This window comes from Acidovorax sp. FG42 (genome assembly GCF_057809195.1).
In genome coordinates, this window is record NZ_JBMDJM010000006.1 from 14,493 (window position 1) to 31,645 (window position 17,153).

The 17,153-nt window shown below is 66.4% G+C and carries 16 protein-coding genes; 8 read left to right on the forward strand and 8 right to left on the reverse strand.

Annotated elements, in window-relative coordinates; translation table 11 throughout:
• Positions 1-21: 21 nt before the first annotated feature.
• The 3 genes from ACODSM_RS08240 to ACODSM_RS08250 all read left to right on the forward strand — a co-directional run bounded on the left by ACODSM_RS08240 (position 22) and on the right by ACODSM_RS08250 (position 1,503).
• Positions 22-555, forward strand: a complete 534-nt coding sequence (locus ACODSM_RS08240) for a helix-turn-helix domain-containing protein (RefSeq protein ID WP_488804927.1) — start codon at positions 22-24, stop codon at positions 553-555.
• A complete protein-coding gene (locus ACODSM_RS08245) occupies positions 555-980 on the forward strand; it encodes a VOC family protein (RefSeq protein WP_488804928.1) in 426 nt (141 codons plus the stop codon). The genes ACODSM_RS08240 and ACODSM_RS08245 overlap by 1 nt, the downstream gene beginning before the upstream one ends.
• 382 nt (positions 981-1,362) lie before the next feature.
• Positions 1,363-1,503: a hypothetical protein gene (locus ACODSM_RS08250; protein WP_488804929.1), complete on the forward strand. Its 141-nt coding sequence runs from the start codon at positions 1,363-1,365 to the stop codon at positions 1,501-1,503.
• Positions 1,504-1,525: 22 nt separating this feature from the next.
• Here ACODSM_RS08250 and ACODSM_RS08255 read toward each other — a convergent pair whose 3' ends face one another.
• On the reverse strand, positions 1,526-2,422 hold the full coding sequence (locus tag ACODSM_RS08255) for a LysR family transcriptional regulator (RefSeq protein ID WP_488804930.1): 897 nt from the start codon (positions 2,420-2,422) through the stop codon (positions 1,526-1,528).
• Positions 2,423-2,495: 73 nt separating this feature from the next.
• Here ACODSM_RS08255 and ACODSM_RS08260 point away from each other — a divergent pair, with 73 nt between their 5' ends.
• Positions 2,496-2,720 carry a hypothetical protein gene (locus tag ACODSM_RS08260; protein WP_488804931.1) on the forward strand — a complete coding sequence of 75 codons (225 nt, stop codon included), beginning with the start codon at positions 2,496-2,498 and terminating at the stop codon, positions 2,718-2,720.
• 86 nt (positions 2,721-2,806) lie between these two features.
• Here the strand turns inward: ACODSM_RS08260 and ACODSM_RS08265 are convergent, their stop codons facing one another.
• A complete protein-coding gene (locus ACODSM_RS08265; protein WP_488804932.1) occupies positions 2,807-3,916 on the reverse strand; it encodes a tartrate dehydrogenase in 1,110 nt (369 codons plus the stop codon).
• A 124-nt stretch (positions 3,917-4,040) separates the two neighbouring features.
• Between ACODSM_RS08265 and ACODSM_RS08270 the strand changes: the two genes are divergently transcribed.
• On the forward strand, positions 4,041-4,985 hold the full coding sequence (locus tag ACODSM_RS08270) for a LysR substrate-binding domain-containing protein (RefSeq protein WP_488804933.1): 945 nt from the start codon (positions 4,041-4,043) through the stop codon (positions 4,983-4,985).
• A gap of 89 nt (positions 4,986-5,074) precedes the next feature.
• On the opposite strand, the gene ACODSM_RS08275 is transcribed toward ACODSM_RS08270, so the two are convergent.
• Both ACODSM_RS08275 and rpsU read right to left on the reverse strand, forming a co-directional pair.
• Positions 5,075-5,521 (reverse strand): GatB/YqeY domain-containing protein, encoded by a 447-nt coding sequence (locus tag ACODSM_RS08275; protein ID WP_056640800.1) that lies wholly within the window; start codon positions 5,519-5,521, stop codon positions 5,075-5,077.
• Positions 5,522-5,735: 214 nt separating this feature from the next.
• Complete coding sequence (gene rpsU, locus ACODSM_RS08280; RefSeq protein WP_007833691.1) at positions 5,736-5,948, reverse strand: 30S ribosomal protein S21; 213 nt, start codon at positions 5,946-5,948, stop codon at positions 5,736-5,738.
• Positions 5,949-6,257: 309 nt separating this feature from the next.
• On the opposite strand from rpsU, the gene ACODSM_RS08285 reads away from it, so the two are divergent.
• Positions 6,258-9,518: an EAL domain-containing protein gene (locus ACODSM_RS08285; protein ID WP_488804934.1), complete on the forward strand. Its 3,261-nt coding sequence runs from the start codon at positions 6,258-6,260 to the stop codon at positions 9,516-9,518.
• An 18-nt stretch (positions 9,519-9,536) separates the two neighbouring features.
• On the opposite strand, the gene ACODSM_RS08290 is transcribed toward ACODSM_RS08285, so the two are convergent.
• The 3 genes from ACODSM_RS08290 to ACODSM_RS08300 form a co-directional block, all read right to left on the reverse strand.
• Positions 9,537-10,805 (reverse strand): BaiN/RdsA family NAD(P)/FAD-dependent oxidoreductase, encoded by a 1,269-nt coding sequence (locus ACODSM_RS08290; RefSeq protein ID WP_488804935.1) that lies wholly within the window; start codon positions 10,803-10,805, stop codon positions 9,537-9,539.
• 132 nt (positions 10,806-10,937) lie between these two features.
• Positions 10,938-13,160, reverse strand: a complete 2,223-nt coding sequence (locus ACODSM_RS08295) for a TonB-dependent siderophore receptor (protein WP_488804936.1) — start codon at positions 13,158-13,160, stop codon at positions 10,938-10,940.
• A 315-nt stretch (positions 13,161-13,475) separates the two neighbouring features.
• On the reverse strand, positions 13,476-14,660 hold the full coding sequence (locus ACODSM_RS08300) for an ABC transporter substrate-binding protein (protein WP_488804937.1): 1,185 nt from the start codon (positions 14,658-14,660) through the stop codon (positions 13,476-13,478).
• Positions 14,661-14,882: 222 nt separating this feature from the next.
• Here ACODSM_RS08300 and ACODSM_RS08305 point away from each other — a divergent pair, with 222 nt between their 5' ends.
• A complete protein-coding gene (locus ACODSM_RS08305) occupies positions 14,883-15,365 on the forward strand; it encodes a DUF4124 domain-containing protein (protein ID WP_488804938.1) in 483 nt (160 codons plus the stop codon).
• A gap of 27 nt (positions 15,366-15,392) precedes the next feature.
• Here ACODSM_RS08305 and ACODSM_RS08310 read toward each other — a convergent pair whose 3' ends face one another.
• Complete coding sequence (locus ACODSM_RS08310; protein ID WP_015015166.1) at positions 15,393-16,526, reverse strand: sterol desaturase family protein; 1,134 nt, start codon at positions 16,524-16,526, stop codon at positions 15,393-15,395.
• 118 nt (positions 16,527-16,644) lie between these two features.
• Between ACODSM_RS08310 and ACODSM_RS08315 the strand changes: the two genes are divergently transcribed.
• Positions 16,645-17,133 carry an acyl-CoA thioesterase gene (locus ACODSM_RS08315; RefSeq protein ID WP_015015165.1) on the forward strand — a complete coding sequence of 163 codons (489 nt, stop codon included), beginning with the start codon at positions 16,645-16,647 and terminating at the stop codon, positions 17,131-17,133.
• Positions 17,134-17,153: the final 20 nt, after the last annotated feature.

Below are 17,153 nucleotides of genomic sequence, written 5' to 3' on the forward strand. Positions count from 1 at the left end.
AGGCGATATGCTGCACCCACCATGCCTTCCGTGCCCCCGAAGCCCCCAACCAAAGGCGAAGCCGCCCACCCGATTGCGCCCCAGGACCCGGCGCTTTTGCGCCGCCTGTTGCGCGCCAAGGACCACATGGACGCTGCGTCGCACGAGGCCTGGCCGGTCCAGCGGCTGGCGGAGGTGAGCGGCGTCTCGGAGGCGCACTTCGCCCGGTCCTTCCGGCAGGCCTTTGGCATCCCGCCCCACCGCTACCTGCTGACACGCCGCATCGAGCAAGCCACCACGCTGCTGCGCGACACGGACCTGCCCATCACCGAGATCGCGTTTGCCACCGGCTGGGAGAGCCTGGGCACTTTTGGGCGCACCTTCCGTGACATCACGGGGCACAGTCCTAGTGTGGTGCGCCAGCAGGCCCAGGCCACTGTGGAGCCACTGGACAAGGTGCCCGCCTGCGTTTTGAAGGCTGCACAACGTCCCGACCTCACCACCGCAGTTTCGGAGAAGCGCCGCCGCCAGGCCGCAGGTACAAAGCCGACATCAGCAACAAACCAGGAGATCTGATGACGGCGAACCAAGGCATTGGTGTGGTGGGCGTGTATGTGGACGATCAGGACGAAGCGCTCGCGTTTTACGTGGGCAAGCTCGGGTTTCGCGTGCACACGGACGTGCGCAACGGGCCCTACCGCTGGCTGACGGTGCAGCACCCTGACCAGCCGGGCTTCCAGCTCGGCCTGTTCAGGCCCGGCCCACCGATCCATGATGAAGCCACAGCGCAAACTTTGCGCGCGATGGTGGCCAAAGGTGCCATGCCTGCGCTGGTGCTCCATGTGGCGGACTGCCGCGCGGACTATGCCCGACTGCGGGACTTGGGTGTGGAGTTCACACAGGAGCCCGTGGACCGGTACGGCAACGTGGACGCAGGCTTTCGGGACCCGGCGGGCAACAGCTGGAAGATGATCCAGCTGGCGGCTGGAGGTGCGCAATGAGCGCCGGTGCGGGAATTCGGCGGTTTCATCGCTGGGTGTCGATGGCGTTCACGCCAGGGCGTGCCACCCTTCAATTCCCCCGCGCGCTGGCCGCGCAATACGGATGGATGCGCGAAGGGGGGCGCAGCCAATAGCTGGCTATTGGCAAGCCACCTGACAAAGCAGACGCCGCATTGCGCAGCCAGCCCGAAGGGAAAGCCATCCAGGCCGCGCATTGCGTCGTTGTCCTTCGCTTGTGTAGCGGGGCTACACGGCACTCAGGGCGCCTAGCACTGCACGGCCTGGATGGCTTTCGCGTGGGGGAATTGGAGGGTGACACGCCCTGGCCGTCATCGCCAATTTTGTGGTCCGTGCTCAGAGGGGAGGCCACCCGCTGGACTGGGTGACCTATGCGCCCCTGCCGCCGCTGGCGCTGCTGTTGTTGACGGGGCTGTACCTGTTCGTGCAGCCCTACCTGCAGCGGCTTGCTGCCGGGTCTTCTGCCCGGCCTGCCCAGGGCGCCCAGGGCTTGCCGCCCGCGTGACGGCGCGCGGTGTGCTCCGCCATCACTCTGCGAGGCCCGCAAATTCCGCCAGCAACTCCAGCACGCCCTCCACCGCCGGGGAGGGCGGCGGCTGGTGGCGGTGCGCCACGGCCATGGGGCGCATCAGCGGCGGCTGCAGGGGGCGGATCTGCACACCGGGCGTGCCCTGCAGGTCTTCCACCTCTTCCATGGGCAGCAAGGCGGCACACTGGCTGGCCACGGCCAGGCTTTTGAGGGCGCCGGGGTAGCTCAGCGCCAGAAATGGGCGCGGGTGATGCCCCGCTTGGCCAAACCAGTTGGCGATCAGCCCGTGCATCTGCGTGGCGGGCGCAAAGGATGCCCAGCGGCGGCTGGCCAGCCAGTCGGGGCCGATACGGTCGGGTGCCTCCCACGCGGCGGGCAGCAGGGCCACCATGGGGTCGTTGCGCCAGGGTGTTTGCTTGACTTCGGCCAGCGGGGGCTGGGGGCTGGCGACGATGGCAATGTCCAGCGTGCCCGCCTTGAGGCGCTGCATCGACTCGGCCGAGCCCACGGCCTCCAGGCGGATTTCCACACCGGGGCTGCGCGTCGCCAGTGCCTCCAGCATGCGCGGCAGCAGCCGGGTGCTGACGCCCGCCGACACGCCCACCCGCACCATGCCTTCGCGGCCGGATGCGTGGCGCCGCACGCGCTCCACCAGGTCGTCGCTGGCCAGCAGCAGCTGGCGGCCTTCGCGCACCAACACCTCGCCGGCGGGGGTGAGGTCAGCCTGCCGCCGCCCGCGCACCACCAGCTCGGCGCCCAGGCGCGATTCCAGTTCCTTGATGTGCATGCTCACGGTGGGCGGCGCCAGGTGCAGCGCCTGCGCGGCGGCGGCAAAAGTACCCAGGTCGGCGATGGCGATCAGGGTCTGCAGCTGGTCGAGGTTGAGGTTACGCATCAGGATTCGTGAAGTGAATCGTTATTGAATTCAACTTTACAGATGGTAAGCCCGGCGAGAGCATTGCGGGGCCATGAAACACCCGCATTCCTCCACCACCGCCGTCAGAGCCATTTCTAATCCCCACTTGGTGGGTCGCCAGCGACCCGCGCGATCGGTTGCCGTGGTCGTTGTTCTGCGTGCCCTGCGTGCAGCCATGGCGGGTGCGCGCAACGCCAGAGACCGTTTGGCGGCTGCTGCGGCGCGTGCCGAGCAGCGCGTCACCGAGCAGTTCAAGGTACCTCCAGGGGGAGGGTGAGAGCCATTTTTGAATGAAATGAGCGTATAGCGCAGGTATTTCATGCGCTGGTAGCTATCAATTCAGGAGTGATTGGCCGCCAGGCGTCATTCGGTCTGTGCACTCACTCTCGCCGCGATGGCCTCACCCACCTGCGTCGTGCTCGCCGTGCCGCCCAGATCGGGCGTGCGTGGCCCGCTCTTGATCGTCTCTTCAATGGCGCTCACGATCGCATCGTGCGCCTGCCGACCTGCGCCCTGGCCGTGGGTGAGGAAGTCCAGCATCAGCGCGCCCGACCAGATCATCGCAATCGGATTGGCGATGTTTTTGCCGTAAATGTCCGGCGCTGAGCCGTGCACGGGCTCGAACAGGCTGGGGAAGTGGCGCTCGGGGTTGAGGTTGGCCGAGGGGGCCAGGCCAATGGTGCCGGTGGTGGCGGGGCCCAGGTCGCTCAGGATGTCGCCGAACAGGTTGGTGGCAGCCACCACGTCGAAGCGGCCGGGCTGCAGCACAAAGCGGGCGGTAAGGATGTCGATGTGCTGCTTGTCCAGCGTGATCTCGGGGTAGTCCTTGGCAACCTCATCGGCACGCTTATCCCACCAGGGCATGCTGATGGCGATGCCGTTGCTTTTGGTGGCCAGGGTCACGTGTTTCTTGGCGCGGCTTTGGGCCAGGTCGAAGGCGAACTTCAAGAGGCGGTTGGCACCGTGGCGGGAGTAGACCGACTCCTGGATCACGATCTCGCGGTCGGTGCCCTCGTACATCACGCCACCCAGCGAGGTGTATTCGCCCTCGGTGTTCTCGCGCACCACGTAGTAGTCGATGTCGCCGGGCTTTCGGCCCGCCAGCGGGCAGGGCACGCCCTCGAACAAGCGCACCGGGCGCAGGTTGATGTACTGGTCGAACTCGCGGCGGAACTTGAGCAGCGAACCCCAGAGGGACACATGGTCGGGCACGGTGGCGGGCCAGCCGACGGCGCCGAAGAAGATGGCGTCCATGCCCGACAGCTGTGCTTTCCAGTCGTCGGGCATCATTTTTCCGTGGGTTGCGTAGTAGTCGCAGCTGGCCCATTCGAAGGTAGTGGTTTCGAGGGCGATGCCAAAGCGTTTGGCAGCGGCCAACACCACGCGCAGGCCTTCGGGCATCACCTCCTTGCCAATGCCGTCTCCGGCGATGAGGGCGATGCGGTAGGTTTTGGCGGGGGCGGAAGAGGTCATCAAGTGGTCCTTGCAATGGCGTCGGGGATGCGGCTGCAGGGCGCAGCCAGCGGTATGGCGTGCATTGTTCCCAGGGCTGCCGATAACTACAATCTGCCAACCGTGGCTTCATCATTCACATTTCGTGCATAAAAATCCTGCAGCGGAAGACCTGCGCGTGTTCACGGCCGTGGTGCGCAAGGCCAGCTTTGGCGGCGCTGCCACCGAGCTGGGTACTTCACCCGCCTACGTCAGCAAGCGCATTCGCCTGCTGGAGCAGGACCTGCAGGTCAAGCTGCTGCACCGAACCACCCGCCGCGTGGCGGTGACGGAAGAGGGCGAGCGCGTCTTTCACTGGGCGCAGCGCATCCTGGATGACATGGAGCAGCTGATGCAGGAGGTGGCGGTGACGCGCAGCGAGCCGCGCGGGCTGCTGCGGGTGAGCAGCAGCTTCGGCTTTGGCCGCCAGATCGTGGCGCCCGCGCTGTCACGGCTGGTGGAACAGCACCCGGGTCTGCAGGTACGGCTGGAGGTGTTCGACCGGCTGGTGGATGTGGCGGGTGAAGGGTTTGACCTGGATGTGCGCGTGGGCGACGAGATTGCGCCGCACCTCATCGCCCGCCGCCTGGCCGACAACCACCGCGTGTTGTGCGCGGCGCCCGCCTACCTGCAGCGCAAGGGTGCGCCGCGCATGGTGGCCGATCTGGCCGCGCACGACTGCCTGGTGATCAAGGAGCGCGACCACCCCTTTGGCGTGTGGCGCCTGCGCAGCGGCGCACAGGAAGAATCGGTCAAGGTGCGCGGCCCGCTGTCAGCCAACAACGGCGAGATGGCCGTGCAGTGGGCGGTGGATGGGCGGGGCATTGTGCTGCGCTCGCTGTGGGACGTGGGCGCGCACCTGCAGGCGGGGCGCCTGGTGCAGGTGCTGCCGCAGTGGCAGCAGGAGGCGAATGTGTGGGCCGTCTACCCCACGCGGCTGGAGCGCTCGGCCAAGGTGCGGGTGTGCGTGGAGTTTCTGCAGGCGCATTTCCGCGCCGGGTGGGCGGTGCGGGGCGCAGAGACCGGAGCGGGCAAAAACGCCCCGGTTTGAAGCAAAAATAGCTGCTAGCGCAAGTCATGCAAGCGCTAGCAGCTATCAAAAAGATACTGGTCGTGCCGTCGACTCGACCGCAGGGGCGATCAGCCCGCCAGCGCTGCCTTTACCGCGGCCGACACCTGGCCCATGTCGGCCTTGCCCGCCAGGCGGGTCTTGACCACGCCCATCACCTTGCCCATGTCGCCGGGGCCCGAGGCACCCACTTCGGCCACGATGGCCTTCACGGCGGCCAGCGTTTCTTCGGCCGACATGCGCTCGGGCAGGTAGGCCTGCAGCACGGCCATCTCGGCCTTTTCCTTGTCGGCCAGGTCTTGGCGGCCAGCGCCTTCAAAGGCGGTGATGGAGTCCTTGCGCTGCTTGATCAGCTTGTCCACGATGGCGACCACGGCTGCGTCGTCCAGCACAACGCGCTCGTCCACTTCCTTTTGCTTCATCGCGGCCTGCAGCAGGCGGATGGTGCCCAGGCGCTCGCTGTCCTTGGCGCGCATGGCGGTCTTCATGTCTTCGGTGATCTGGTCCTTGAGGCTCATGGCGACTTCCTTTTTTGGTTTCAGACAGGGATGGAGGGTTTGCACAAAGCTCCTCTGGCTAGGCGCAGCGCCGCAGACAGTAGTCTTGCTACGGCAAGGCGCTACAACGACGCCAGAGGGGCTTTGTGCAGACCCGAAAAAACAAAAACCCGCGCTTGGCGTCCCTAGCGCGGGTTTGTCGGCACTCCGTATCAGGACGGTGCCAAAGCGGTACTTAGTACAGCTTCTTGGGCAGTTGCATGCTGCGAACGCGCTTGTAGTGACGCTTCACGGCAGCAGCCTTCTTGCGCTTGCGCTCGGCGGTGGGCTTTTCGTAGAACTCACGGGCGCGCAGGTCGGTCAGCAGGCCGAGCTTTTCAATGGTGCGCTTGAAGCGGCGCAGGGCAACGTCAAAGGGTTCGTTTTCTTTTACGCGGATCGTAGTCATTAGCTAATGTTTTCCAAATGGTGCCTGCAGAGGGGCTTGGGGAGATCGGGCCTCAAGTCCGTACAAAGCGGTTTCCCCGTCTGTAACTAGTATTTGGCCGACGGGGCATTGCCAGCAAAGCCGGAGATTATAGCCTTTATCCACGCCCATGGCGCAAGGGGTGGGCGTCTGCCTGTGGGCAGGGCGCTGGGCGGGCTGCTGTCGGACGGACTGCACCGCAATGGCGCGGAAGTTGCTTCATGTTGTAACACTCCTATTCACCGGTGGGGAGCCCTGGCCATCCGCCCGGGCGGCCCCGCCGCAGACACCATGGCATTCATGCACCGCGTATCGGGTTGGCTGGGCCGGCTCAGTGTGGGCCGCAAGCTCATGCTCATCTATCTGCTGGACCTGACGGCGGTGATCTACGTCTCCAGCATCCTGATCCACGAAAAGTACCTGGCGATCGACTTCACGCGCAAGGAAGTGGTGGGCACGACCTATGCAGCGGTGGTGCGCGACGGGCTGATGGGGCAGTTTCTGGACGCGTCGCAGCAACCGCCGCTGGTGGCCGACGTGCTCACCCGGCTGGAGGCCGTGCGCGCAGCCCACGACGAGCAGCTGCGCACCGCCGATGTCGCCCAGCGGTTTGGCGTGGCGCTGCAGCAGCTGGCGGGGCCGCCCCCGGGGGGCTCGCCCACCGTCGATCCGCAGACGCTCACCCGCCAGCGCAGCCAGTTGCTGCGCGAGGGCCGCGAGCTGCTCACCACCGTGGGCAACCAGTCCAACCTCATCCTGGACCCGGACCTGGACAGCTACTACGTGATGTCGCTGGTGGTGTTGCGGTTTCCCGAGTTGCTGCAGGCGGTGCATGACACCGTCAGCTTCCTGAACGCGGCGCCATCGCGGCGCGGGCCGCAGTGGTCGTCCGAGCTGCTGACGCTGGTGGGGCGGCTGGATGCGGTGATGCTGGGCATCGAGTCGGACTACAACCAGGCGTTCATCGCGGGCTCGCCCGAGATGCGGGCCGCGCTGGTGCGCCAGCGTGAGGCGCTCAAGGCGGCGCAGGAGGGCTTTCAGGCCTTGCTGCAGGGCATTGCATCGGGCGAGTCGCGCCTGACGGTGGCGCAAGTGGGTGTGCAGGAGGCCCTCGTGCTGGGCGCGCTGCGCGATGCCTGGTCGGTGGGCATTGTGGACCTGGAGCGGTTGCTGAACCAGCGCGCCGACAGCCTGTTTGCCCGCATGTGGCTGCACCTGGGCACGGCGCTGGTGCTGCTGGGTTGCATCCTTTCGCTCGTTACCCTGGTCGCGCGCCAGATCGCCAAGCCGCTGCAGCAACTGGCCCGTGTGGCCGACGAGGTGCGCAAGAGCGGCGACCACTCGCTGCGCGCGCAGTGGAACAGCCGCGACGAAATCGGCCGCCTGGTCACCGCGTTCAACGAGATGCTGTCGCAGCTCGACCGCGACCGCCTGCTGCAGCAAGAGCTGGCCGCCAGCGCCCGCGCGGCGGAGGCGCAGCGCGAGCTGGTGGAGGCCTTCCCCATCCCCATGGTGGTCACGTCCATCCCCGAGCACGAGGTGCTGCACTCCAACGCACCCGCCGCCCACTGGCTGGGTGGCCGCAAGACCGACCCCTGGGCCGTGGGGCTGGAGCCCGGCGTGCGCGCGCGGTTCTTCCAGCGCCTGGCGGACCAGGGCTCGGTCGATGAATTTGAAGTGCGCTGGAAGGGCAGCCCCGAGCCCTCGTGGGCCGTGCTGTCGGCACGGCGCCTGCAGTTCCAGGGGCGCGACTCGGTGCTCACCGCCTTCACGCCCATCAACGTGCTCAAGGTGATGGAGCAGCGCCTGGAGCTGTGGGCCAAGGTGTTCGAGGCCTCGTCCGAGGGCATCATCATCATGAACGCCGAGCAGCAGATCATCAGCGTGAACAAGGCGTTCTGCCGCAGCACGCACTACGACTTTTACGAGGTCATTGGCGAGGACCTGGGCTTTCTGCTGGAAGAGTCGGGCACCGAGCCGCTGTCCGCACAGATCCAGCGCACCATGCTCGACAAGGAGTCGTGGCAGGGCGAGGTGCGGTTTCGCCGCCGCTCGGGCGAGACCTACCCGGCTTGGCTCATGGTGTCGGCCGTGCGCGAGGGCAAGGGCGGTGCGGTGGCCAACCACATCGGCATCGCCATCGACATCACCGACCGCAAGCTCAATGAGGAGCGCATCCAGTTCCTGGCGCACCACGACGTGCTCACCGAGCTGCCCAACCGGTCACTGTGCGTGCAGCGCCTGCAGATGGCGCTGGCGCAGGCCCCCATTACCGGCGAAAAGGTCGCGGTGCTGTTCATCGACCTGGACCGCTTCAAGGCCATCAACGACACGCTGGGCCACCACATTGGCGACGGCCTGCTGCGCTCTGTGGCCGCGCGCCTCACGCAGGCCGTGCGCAGCCGCGACACCGTGAGCCGCCTGGGCGGCGACGAGTTTGTGGTGGTGATGCGCGACGTGGCCGGGCGCGAGGACGTGCAGCAGCTGGTGGAGCGGCGGCTGATCCCGCTCATCCGTCAGAGCCACCCGGTGGAGGGGCATGAGCTGAATGTGTCCTGCAGCGTGGGCATTGCCGTGTACCCCGAGGACGGCAGCGACATCGATGAACTCATGCGCCGCGCCGACGCCGCCATGTACGAGGCCAAGACCACCGGCCGCGACATGGCGCTGTTCTATTCGATGGAGACCGACCAGCGCGCGGTGGCCCGCCAGACCATGGAGCAGCAACTGCGCCGCGCGCTGGAGCGCAACGAGCTGAGCCTGCACTACCAGCCCCGTCTGAGCGCCCAGGGTACCCAGCTGCTGGGCGTGGAGGCACTGCTGCGCTGGACCAGCCCGGTGCTGGGCTCCATACCGCCCAGCGAGTTCATCCCCATCGCCGAGGAGACCGGCATGATCCGCGCCATTGGCAGCTGGGTGCTGCAACAGGCCTGCGAGCAATGGGTGCGCTGGCAACAACTGGTGCTGGATGCGGGCGTGGGCGATGCCGCATCGCCTCACCCGTTGGCGCGGGTGTCGATCTCGGTCAACCTATCGGCCGCGCAGATGTCCGACCCCGCGCTGGTCACCGACATCGAGGCACTGCTGCTGCGCACCGGCATGCCCGCGCACCGGCTGGAGCTGGAGATCACCGAATCCCAGCTGATGGACAACGCCCATGCGGCCGAGCAGCAACTGGCGGCGCTCAAGGCGCTGGGTGTGCAACTGTCCATCGACGACTTCGGCACCGGGTATTCCAGCCTGGCCTACCTCAAGCGCTTTGACATCGACCGCCTCAAGGTGGACAAATCCTTTGTGCGCGACATGCTCGCCAACCCTGCCGACATGGCCATCACCCGCGCCATCATCGCGCTGGGCCACACACTAGGCCTGCGCATCGTGGCCGAGGGCGTGGAAGACCTGGCCACGGCCCAGGTGCTGAGTGCACTGGATTGCGAGGAGCTGCAGGGCTACCACTTCAGCCGGCCGCTGCCCGTGCCGGAGCTGGAGGCCTGGGCCTGCCAGCACCAGCCCTCGGGCGCGCCGGTGCGGGAGGCCGCTGTGCTGGCCTGATGGACTTTTACGGGGCCGTCAATGCGCAGCGCCAGCAGGCTCTGCCTGCGGCAGTGGCAGCGCCTGCGCGCAGGCATATGCGCTGGCCCAGGCCCATTGAAAGTTGTAGCCGCCCAGCCAGCCTGTCACATCCACCACCTCGCCAATGAAGTACAGCCCCAGCTGGGCCTTGCACTCCATGGTCTGCTGCGACAGCGCCTTGGTGTCCACGCCGCCCAGCGTCACCTCGGCCTTCTTGTAGCCCTCGGTGCCCGTGGGCGTCAGCTCCCAGCGCGCCAGCTGCTCGGCCAGGCGCGCCAGGGCCTTGTCCGATGCCTCGTTGATAGGCCGCTGCCAGTCGGCCTCGCGGCTGGCCCAGGCGTCGGCCAGGCGGCTTGGGACCAGCGTGGCCAGCTCGTTGGCCACCAGCTTGCGCGAGCGGGCCTTGCCCTGCGCCAGCGCGGCGGGCAGGTCCACCGTGGGCGCGAGGTTGATGGCCAGCGGCGTGCCCTCCTGCCAGTAGCTGGAGATCTGCAACACCGCCGGGCCCGACAGGCCCCGGTGGGTGAACAGCAGGTCTTCGTCAAACGCCATGCGGGCTTTCTTGGCACCCGTGCTGATCTGCACCGGCAGCGCCAGCCCTGCCAGTTGTGCATACGGCGCCCAGCCCGCGCCGTCAAAGGTCAGCGGCACCAAGCCCGGCTTGCGCTCGACGAGCGGGATGTTGAACTGCTGGGCGAGTCGGTAGCCCAAGTCGGTGGCACCGATCTTGGGGATGGACAGGCCGCCCGTGGCAATGACCAGCGCACCCGCCGACACCGGACCGCGATCGGTATCAATTTGATAGCTGCCACGGCATGATTCACTAGCGCTTGAGGCCAAAAAGTCTATTTTTTTGACGCCACAGGGCTGCCAGCGGGTCACGCCGCCCGCCTCGCACTCGGCCAGCAGCATGGCGATGATGTCCTCGGCCGAGCGGTCGGCAAACAGCTGGCCCTTGTGCTTTTCGTGAAACGGGATGCCGTGCTTTTGCACCAGCGCGATGAAGTCGGCGGGTGTGTAGCGCGACAGCGCCGAGCGGCAGAACTGCGGGTTCTGCCCCACAAAGTGCTTGTGCGGCGCGGCTGGGTCCAGGTCGCGGTTGGTGAAGTTGCAGCGCCCGCCGCCCGAGATGCGGATCTTCTCGGCCACCTTGTCCGCATGGTCGATGAGCAAGACCTTCAGCCCCCGCTGGCCCGCCTGGCCCGCGCAGAACAGGCCGGCAGCGCCGGCGCCGATGATGATGGCGTCAAAAAATGGGAGGGACACGGGAAGGCATCAAAAGGGACAAAGGCGTGATTGTCCCCCGGCTGCCCCGGGGCCTGCTCCGCACGGCGCGATGCCGCTGCGGCGCAAGCCCCGGTCGCCCCCTCTCTCCCTCTTGTGTTGCTAGTCGGCCGGTCAGAACGCTACGCGCAGCGTCACGCTCAGGTTGCGCGGGTCCGCATAGTTGCCGTAGTCCAGGTTGGCCCAGTACTTCTGGTTGGTCACGTTGTTCACCGCCAGCGTGGCGCTGACCTTGGGGTTGAACTGCCAGGATGCGCGCAGGTTGAGGATGGCCTTGGGCGACTGTTTTACCGTCACCGTGCCGCTGGGGTGCGGGATGTTGAAGCCCTCGATGGCGCTTTGCCAGGTCAGGTTGCCGCCCACCGACAGCGGCGCCAGCGCGCCCGACAGCTGGTAGTCCGTGCCCAGTTGCAGCAGGTAGTCGGGCATGTTGGCGTAGATCAGGTCGGTCGGGGCACGCGTGACCTTGGCGCGGGTCAGGCCCGCGCTCACACGCCACTGCCGGGTGGCCATGCCCGCAAACTCCAGCTCGAAGCCGGTGGACTTCGTGCCATTCACGGCCACGTAGGGCAGGGTGCCGTCGGGCAGCGGCGTGGTGATGGCGCTGTCGCGAATGCCGAAGTTGTCTTGCTTCGTCTGGAACACCGCAAAGTGGGCCTGGATGCGGCGCTCGAACAGCTCGGCCTTGAGGCCGGCCTCGGCATTGCTGCCGATGACGGGCGACAGCGGATTGTTGTTGCGGTCCTTGTAGTTCTGCGGGTTGAAGATGCGCGCGTAGCTGGCGTAGGCCGACAGCGTGGGTGTGATGTCGTACACGGCGCCGATGAATGGCGTGACCTTGCGGTTCTCGTCCTGAATGGCTGAGCGGCCCGAATAGGCGCCCGTGGTGCCATAGGTGTCGGAGTGGCGGTGCCAGTCGGTCAGCCGCAGGCCGGTGAGCACCGACAGCGGGTCGGCCAAGCGCCAGCGTGCCGAGGCGAACAGGCCCGTCTGCTGCGTGATCTGTGTGCGCCAGGCGCCGGTCTTGGAATACGTGGGCGCGGGCGCGTTGCCATCCCAGGTGTAGATGTTGGGGATCACGTAGCTCCAGCCCGCCACCGAGGTGTAGCCATCGGTGCGCGTGGCGGTGCGGGTGGAGCTCATGCCCACCACCAGGTCGTGCTTGCGGCCGCCCAGTTCGAACTTGCCCGACAGGTAGGCGTCCACCGTGTCCTGCGTTTCGCTGCCGCCGCTCACGGAGGCATACAGGGTCGTGCCTGCGCCAGTCACCGGGTTGATGAAGGGGGCCTGGCTGGTGGTGGTGCCATAGCCGTAGGTGCTCAGGCGGAAGGTGTCGCCCTTGGTGTGGTTCAGTGCGGCCTTCAGGCTCCAGTCGTCGTTGATCTGGTGGTCCAGCGTGGCGTACAGCGTGCCGGAGGTGCGCTCCCACCGTGTCCACGATGGCGAGAAGCTGGTGGAGATCGGCAGGTCGATGGGCACGCCCGTGGTGGCAAAACGCGGGATGGTGCCCCAGATCGGCGCCTTGGGGTCGTTGGACTGGCGCTGGTAGCCCACCGACACCACGGTGGATGGGCCGATGTCGGCTTCCACCGCAGCCAGCAGGGCGGTCTTGTCCTCGGAGTAGCGGTCGCGGAAGCTCTCTTTCTTCTGCGGGGCTACGACCAGGCGGCTGCGCACGCTGCCGTCGCTGTTGAGCGGTGCATTGATGTCCAGCTCGCCCCGGTACAGGTTCCACGACCCGGCGGTGAGCGCTACAGACGCGGCGAACTCGCGCTGCGGGCGCTTGCGGATCATGTTGATGGTGGCCGAGGGCACGCCCACGCCGGTCTGGATGCCGTTGGCACCGCGCACGATGTCGATGCGCTCGTACAGCGCGGTGTCGAACTCCTGGTTGGTGCTGCTGCTGTAGCTGGGCAGGCCGTCGGTCTGGAAGTCGGTGATCTGGAAGCCGCGCGCGTAGTACAGCGGGCGCTGCGTGTCGTAGAAGCTCACGGCAATGCCGTTCACGTTGCGCAGCACGCTGTCGATGCTGGTGAGCGACTGGCGCTCGATCTGCGCGCGCGTCACCGTGCTGACGGACTGCGGCGTTTCACGCGGTGTGAGCTGAAGGCGGGTGGACGCGCTCTCGCGCGCGCCCGACACGGTGACGCTGTCCAGCGCCTTGGGCTCCACCACCTGGTCGGTGCTGGTGGCGCCTGCAGGGGAGGTCTCGGTGGTATCTGCGGGTGACCCGGCGGTGGTCTGGGCACTGGCGGTGCCCGCTAGGTTGGCTGCGAGGAAGGCGGCCACCGCCAGCGGATGGAGGGCACAGACAAGGTGTCTGCGGGGTGCGTGCATGAGAGGGCTCCTGGGGGAAATGCGTTGGCAGGCTGGCTGGCAACGCATCCTCCGACGGGATGCACGGCTGGCTGGAATTTGTAAAATTTTAAATACAAATGCGAACTATTCGCAAAAACGTGGCAGATATGGCCCCAAGGTGCGGGTTTTTGTTGTTCTGGCGGCACAACGCACCGGGTGGGATGCAGTCCGCTGCACCCGGTAGCAGGGGTGATGCCTTTGCGTGGCGCTGTGGTGGTCACTGCGGCACGGCCACGCTGTGTGCGATGTCTTGCAGACCCCGCTGGCGCCGAAGCCACCAGCGAATTGTGGCTCTCACTGCCGGTACACCCCGCCCGTGCCCACCACCGCAATGTCCACGTAGTTGGACCCATGATGGTTCTGCGGGCTGAACTGGTAGCTGAAGCCGCCCAGGTCCAGGTTGCCCAGGCCCTCTATGGCCGTGACCAGGCTGGCGCGTGTGACACCGGGGCCCGCAGCACGCAGGCCTTCGATGAGCACGCGTGCGTCCATGTAGCCGGTATAGCGGTCGTAGTCCGCCGGCTTGTCGTGGCGCTTCATGGAGGCCTGGAAGTCGCGCGTGAGCGCAATGGTGGGCTTGGTGGGGGACGGGCCGGTGCGCGCCACGGCCAGGCCACGCGCGTCGTCGCCCAGCGCCTTGAGCACGGCGCTGCCTGCGCCCAGCGACAAGGTGTAGATGGGCACGCCGAGGTGCGCGCGGTTGGCCCGCACATATGCCACCACGGATGGGCCTGCCGCCACCAGCAGCACGGCCTGCGGCTTTTGTGTGGCCAGGGCTTTGGCAGCATCGTTCGCGTCTTCACCCGAAGAGGCCAGTGCGTGCGAGCCAGCCAGCGCAGCACCCTCGGCGGCAATCGTCTTTTCCACCAAGGGCAGCAGCAGCTTGCCGAAGTCGTTGTTTTCGTAGGCCACGGCGATGCGCGAGGTCTGCACGGCCACCAGGTTGCGCACGATCTTCACCAGCTCGTCGGCATAGCTGGCGCGGGTGGTGAAGAGGTAGGGGTGCTGCTGCGCGCGCACGGCAGGGCTGCCCGTGTACACCGAGATCAGTGGCAGCTTGGCCTGCGCCAGGTAGGGCAGCAGCGTCATGACCTGAGAGGTTCCGGCCACACCAAACAGCGCCAGTACCCCGTCCTTTTCGCTCAGCTGTTTGGCGTTGTCCAGCGCACGGCGGGCGTCAAAACCATCGTCCAGCGACACCAGCCGGATCTTGCGGCCGCCGATGCCGCCCTTGGCATTGGCGTCCTCCACAGCGGCCTCCTGCCCCTCGTGGATGGGCGACAGGAACGGCGCCATGCCGCCAGACAGCGCGGTAGATCGGCCGATGAGGATGTCTCCCTTGCCGCCTGCAGTGGACTGTGCGCGCGCGGGAAGGCTGGCCAGGGCGGCGCCACCCGCCAGCGCCAAGACCAGGCTGCGGCGGCGCGCCAGGGGCTGCCGCTGCTCGGCGGGCTCAACATTCACATTCGGGGTGGTCATCACGCGGTGTCTCCTGCTCAGAACGGGCCACAGCGGCCCCAGCGAGCGGCGATGGTAGGAGGGCAGCACGCAGCGTGCGCACCGGGTTTGTACCGGGGAGGCGTCATGTTAGGGACAGGTGCCTACCTCCAGCGGCGCTGCCTGCCTCTGCACTCGGCGTTGCCTGCCGGCCGCTCCTCGCATCGCGGTAGCATGCGGCATGGACCTGCCAAGGAAGACACCATGACTCTGATCCGCTACGCCCTCTGTGCCCTGGCGCTGGGCTGCCTGTCCCCGGCGTGGGCCATCAACAAATGCACGGATGCCAACGGCAAGGTGTCGTTCCAGGACGCACCCTGTGTGGGGGATGGCGAGAAGATCGACGTGCGCCCCACTACCCGTGGCGCCACCCCGGTGCCGCCCGCAGCAGTACCCGTGGGTGAGGGCGTATTTGGCCCCACCTGGCAGCGCAAGAACTACCTGCAGACCCACGGCATCCCGCAGGCCCGCGCCGCCGTCGAGCGCAACCAGCGTGAATGCACGGCCCCGCCGGGCGCCGTGGCCACGGCGGGCCCCCTGCGGCGTGGCAACCTGCCGGCAGGCAACCAGTTTGTGCAGGAGGGCGCGGAAAAGGCCGCCGATGCCAAGGCCGCGTGTGAGGAACGGACTGAGGCTTTGCGCGAGCAACTGCGGGTGCTTGAGCGAGAGCTGGCGGCGATGCCCTGAGACAGCGTCTCAGTCAATGAGGAGCCCTCACCCCTTCCAGGTGAACGGAAACTTGAACTGCTTCACAAAGCCGTTGGGCACGTAGTCGCCCAGCACGCCGTAGTGCTCGGGCCAGAGCTTGGTGCTTTTCACGGCAGTGCCAAACAGGTAGTCCAGAAACGCGAAGTGCGCGGCGTAGTTCTTGTCCAGCGCCTCCTGGTCCTGGCTGTGGTGCCAGTGGTGGAAGTTGGGCGTGACCAGCACGTAGCGCAGCGGCCCCAGGCGCACGCTCACATTGGCGTGGTTGAACACCGCCTGGAAGCCCACCACCACGATGTACGCATCGATCACTTCCTTGCTGAAGCCCAGCACATAGATGGGGGCCAGCACCAGCGTGCGGGTGATCAGCAGCTCCAGGATGTGCTGGCGCGAGCCCGCCATCCAGTCCATGCTTTTGACGCTGTGGTGCACGGCGTGAAGGCGCCACAGCAGGGGCACCTCGTGGTAGGCGCGGTGCGTCCAGTACTGCACCAGGTCGGCCACCAGGATGATGAGGAACAGCGCCACCCAGAAGTTCAGGCCCTGCACCCAGCCGCGAATGCCGTCGCTGGCCGCCCAGCCAAAGAACTTGTGCACGATGAGGTTGGTGGCCAACAGCACAAAGCCCACCACCATGTGGTTGACGATGAAGTGGTGAAAGTCCGTCTGCCACTCGGCGCGGAAGATGGGCTGGTCCTTGCGCAGCGCGAACAGCTTCTCGATGAAAATGAAGATCAGCGAGCTGCCCAGCAGGTCGAGGATGAACCAGTCGAGGCCGATGTACGGCGTGTTGTCGGGGAAGTTGGGGTCCACCTCCACCTTGTGGCCGCCCAGCAGCGCGGTGATCGCCACGATGGCAAACGCAAAGGTGGCCAGCCAGCGGGCGCGGTTGAACACAATGTTGACCAGCGAGATGCCGCCCGCAATCGCCATGGCTACCAGCATGATGTTGCGGATCACCGTCACGTCGTAGCTCTTGCGCAGCTGTGGCGTGGTGAGGTACTCGGGAAAGTGAAAGGCCAGCACGCCCAAAAAGCACAGGATGGCCAGCGTGAGCGCAATCACGCCCGACACCAGTCCCTTGCCGGTGCGTAATGCGCCATGGCTTTCGGTGAATTCGTTGAGTTTTTCTAGTTCGATCATCGGTTCCTCCTCGCACCCGGTCTGCAGGTGCTGCGCGAGTGTAGCGAAGCCGCCACCCGCAGTGCCAGGGGCTCAACTTGCACGCGACGCAGCGCGCATGGCTTTCTAAAATCGCTGCATGAACATCCCTTCACACCAACTGAGCATGACCGTGCTCATGTCGCCCGACATGGCCAACTTTTCGGGCAACGTGCACGGCGGCGCCATCCTCAAGCTGCTGGACCAGGTGGCGTACTCGTGCGCCAGCCGCTATTCGGGCTGCTACACCGTGACGCTGAGCGTGGACCAGGTGATGTTCTTGCAGCCCATCCATGTGGGCGAGCTGGTGACCTTTCTGGCCAGCGTGAACTACACGGGCAGCTCGTCGATGGAAGTCGGCATCAAGGTGGTGGCCGAAGAGATCCGTTCGCAGGTGGTGCGGCACGTCAACAGCTGCTTCTTCACCATGGTGGCCGTGGACGAGGCGCGCAAGCCCGTGCAGGTGCCGCCACTGACGCCCTCCACCCCCGACGAGCGCCGCCGCTGGGACGCTGCGTTGATGCGCAAGACGCTGCGCAAGGAGCTGGCGCAGCGGTTCCAGCAGGTGCGCGAAACCGCCGGGCAATAACGCTTTGAGTGGGCGCCTTG

Coding starts and splice junctions, on each gene's coding strand:
- ACODSM_RS08305 (WP_488804938.1), top strand. CDS start 14,883: ATGACTCTGATCCGCTACGCCCTCTGTGCCCTGGCGCTGGGCTGCCTG.
- ACODSM_RS08285 (WP_488804934.1), top strand. CDS start 6,258: ATGGCATTCATGCACCGCGTATCGGGTTGGCTGGGCCGGCTCAGTGTG.
- ACODSM_RS08275 (WP_056640800.1), bottom strand. CDS start 5,521: ATGAGCCTCAAGGACCAGATCACCGAAGACATGAAGACCGCCATGCGC.
- ACODSM_RS08310 (WP_015015166.1), bottom strand. CDS start 16,526: ATGATCGAACTAGAAAAACTCAACGAATTCACCGAAAGCCATGGCGCA.
- ACODSM_RS08255 (WP_488804930.1), bottom strand. CDS start 2,422: ATGCGTAACCTCAACCTCGACCAGCTGCAGACCCTGATCGCCATCGCC.
- rpsU (WP_007833691.1), bottom strand. CDS start 5,948: ATGACTACGATCCGCGTAAAAGAAAACGAACCCTTTGACGTTGCCCTG.
- ACODSM_RS08260 (WP_488804931.1), top strand. CDS start 2,496: ATGAAACACCCGCATTCCTCCACCACCGCCGTCAGAGCCATTTCTAAT.
- ACODSM_RS08245 (WP_488804928.1), top strand. CDS start 555: ATGACGGCGAACCAAGGCATTGGTGTGGTGGGCGTGTATGTGGACGAT.
- ACODSM_RS08240 (WP_488804927.1), top strand. CDS start 22: ATGCCTTCCGTGCCCCCGAAGCCCCCAACCAAAGGCGAAGCCGCCCAC.
- ACODSM_RS08295 (WP_488804936.1), bottom strand. CDS start 13,160: ATGCACGCACCCCGCAGACACCTTGTCTGTGCCCTCCATCCGCTGGCG.
- ACODSM_RS08315 (WP_015015165.1), top strand. CDS start 16,645: ATGAACATCCCTTCACACCAACTGAGCATGACCGTGCTCATGTCGCCC.
- ACODSM_RS08300 (WP_488804937.1), bottom strand. CDS start 14,660: ATGACCACCCCGAATGTGAATGTTGAGCCCGCCGAGCAGCGGCAGCCC.
- ACODSM_RS08265 (WP_488804932.1), bottom strand. CDS start 3,916: ATGACCTCTTCCGCCCCCGCCAAAACCTACCGCATCGCCCTCATCGCC.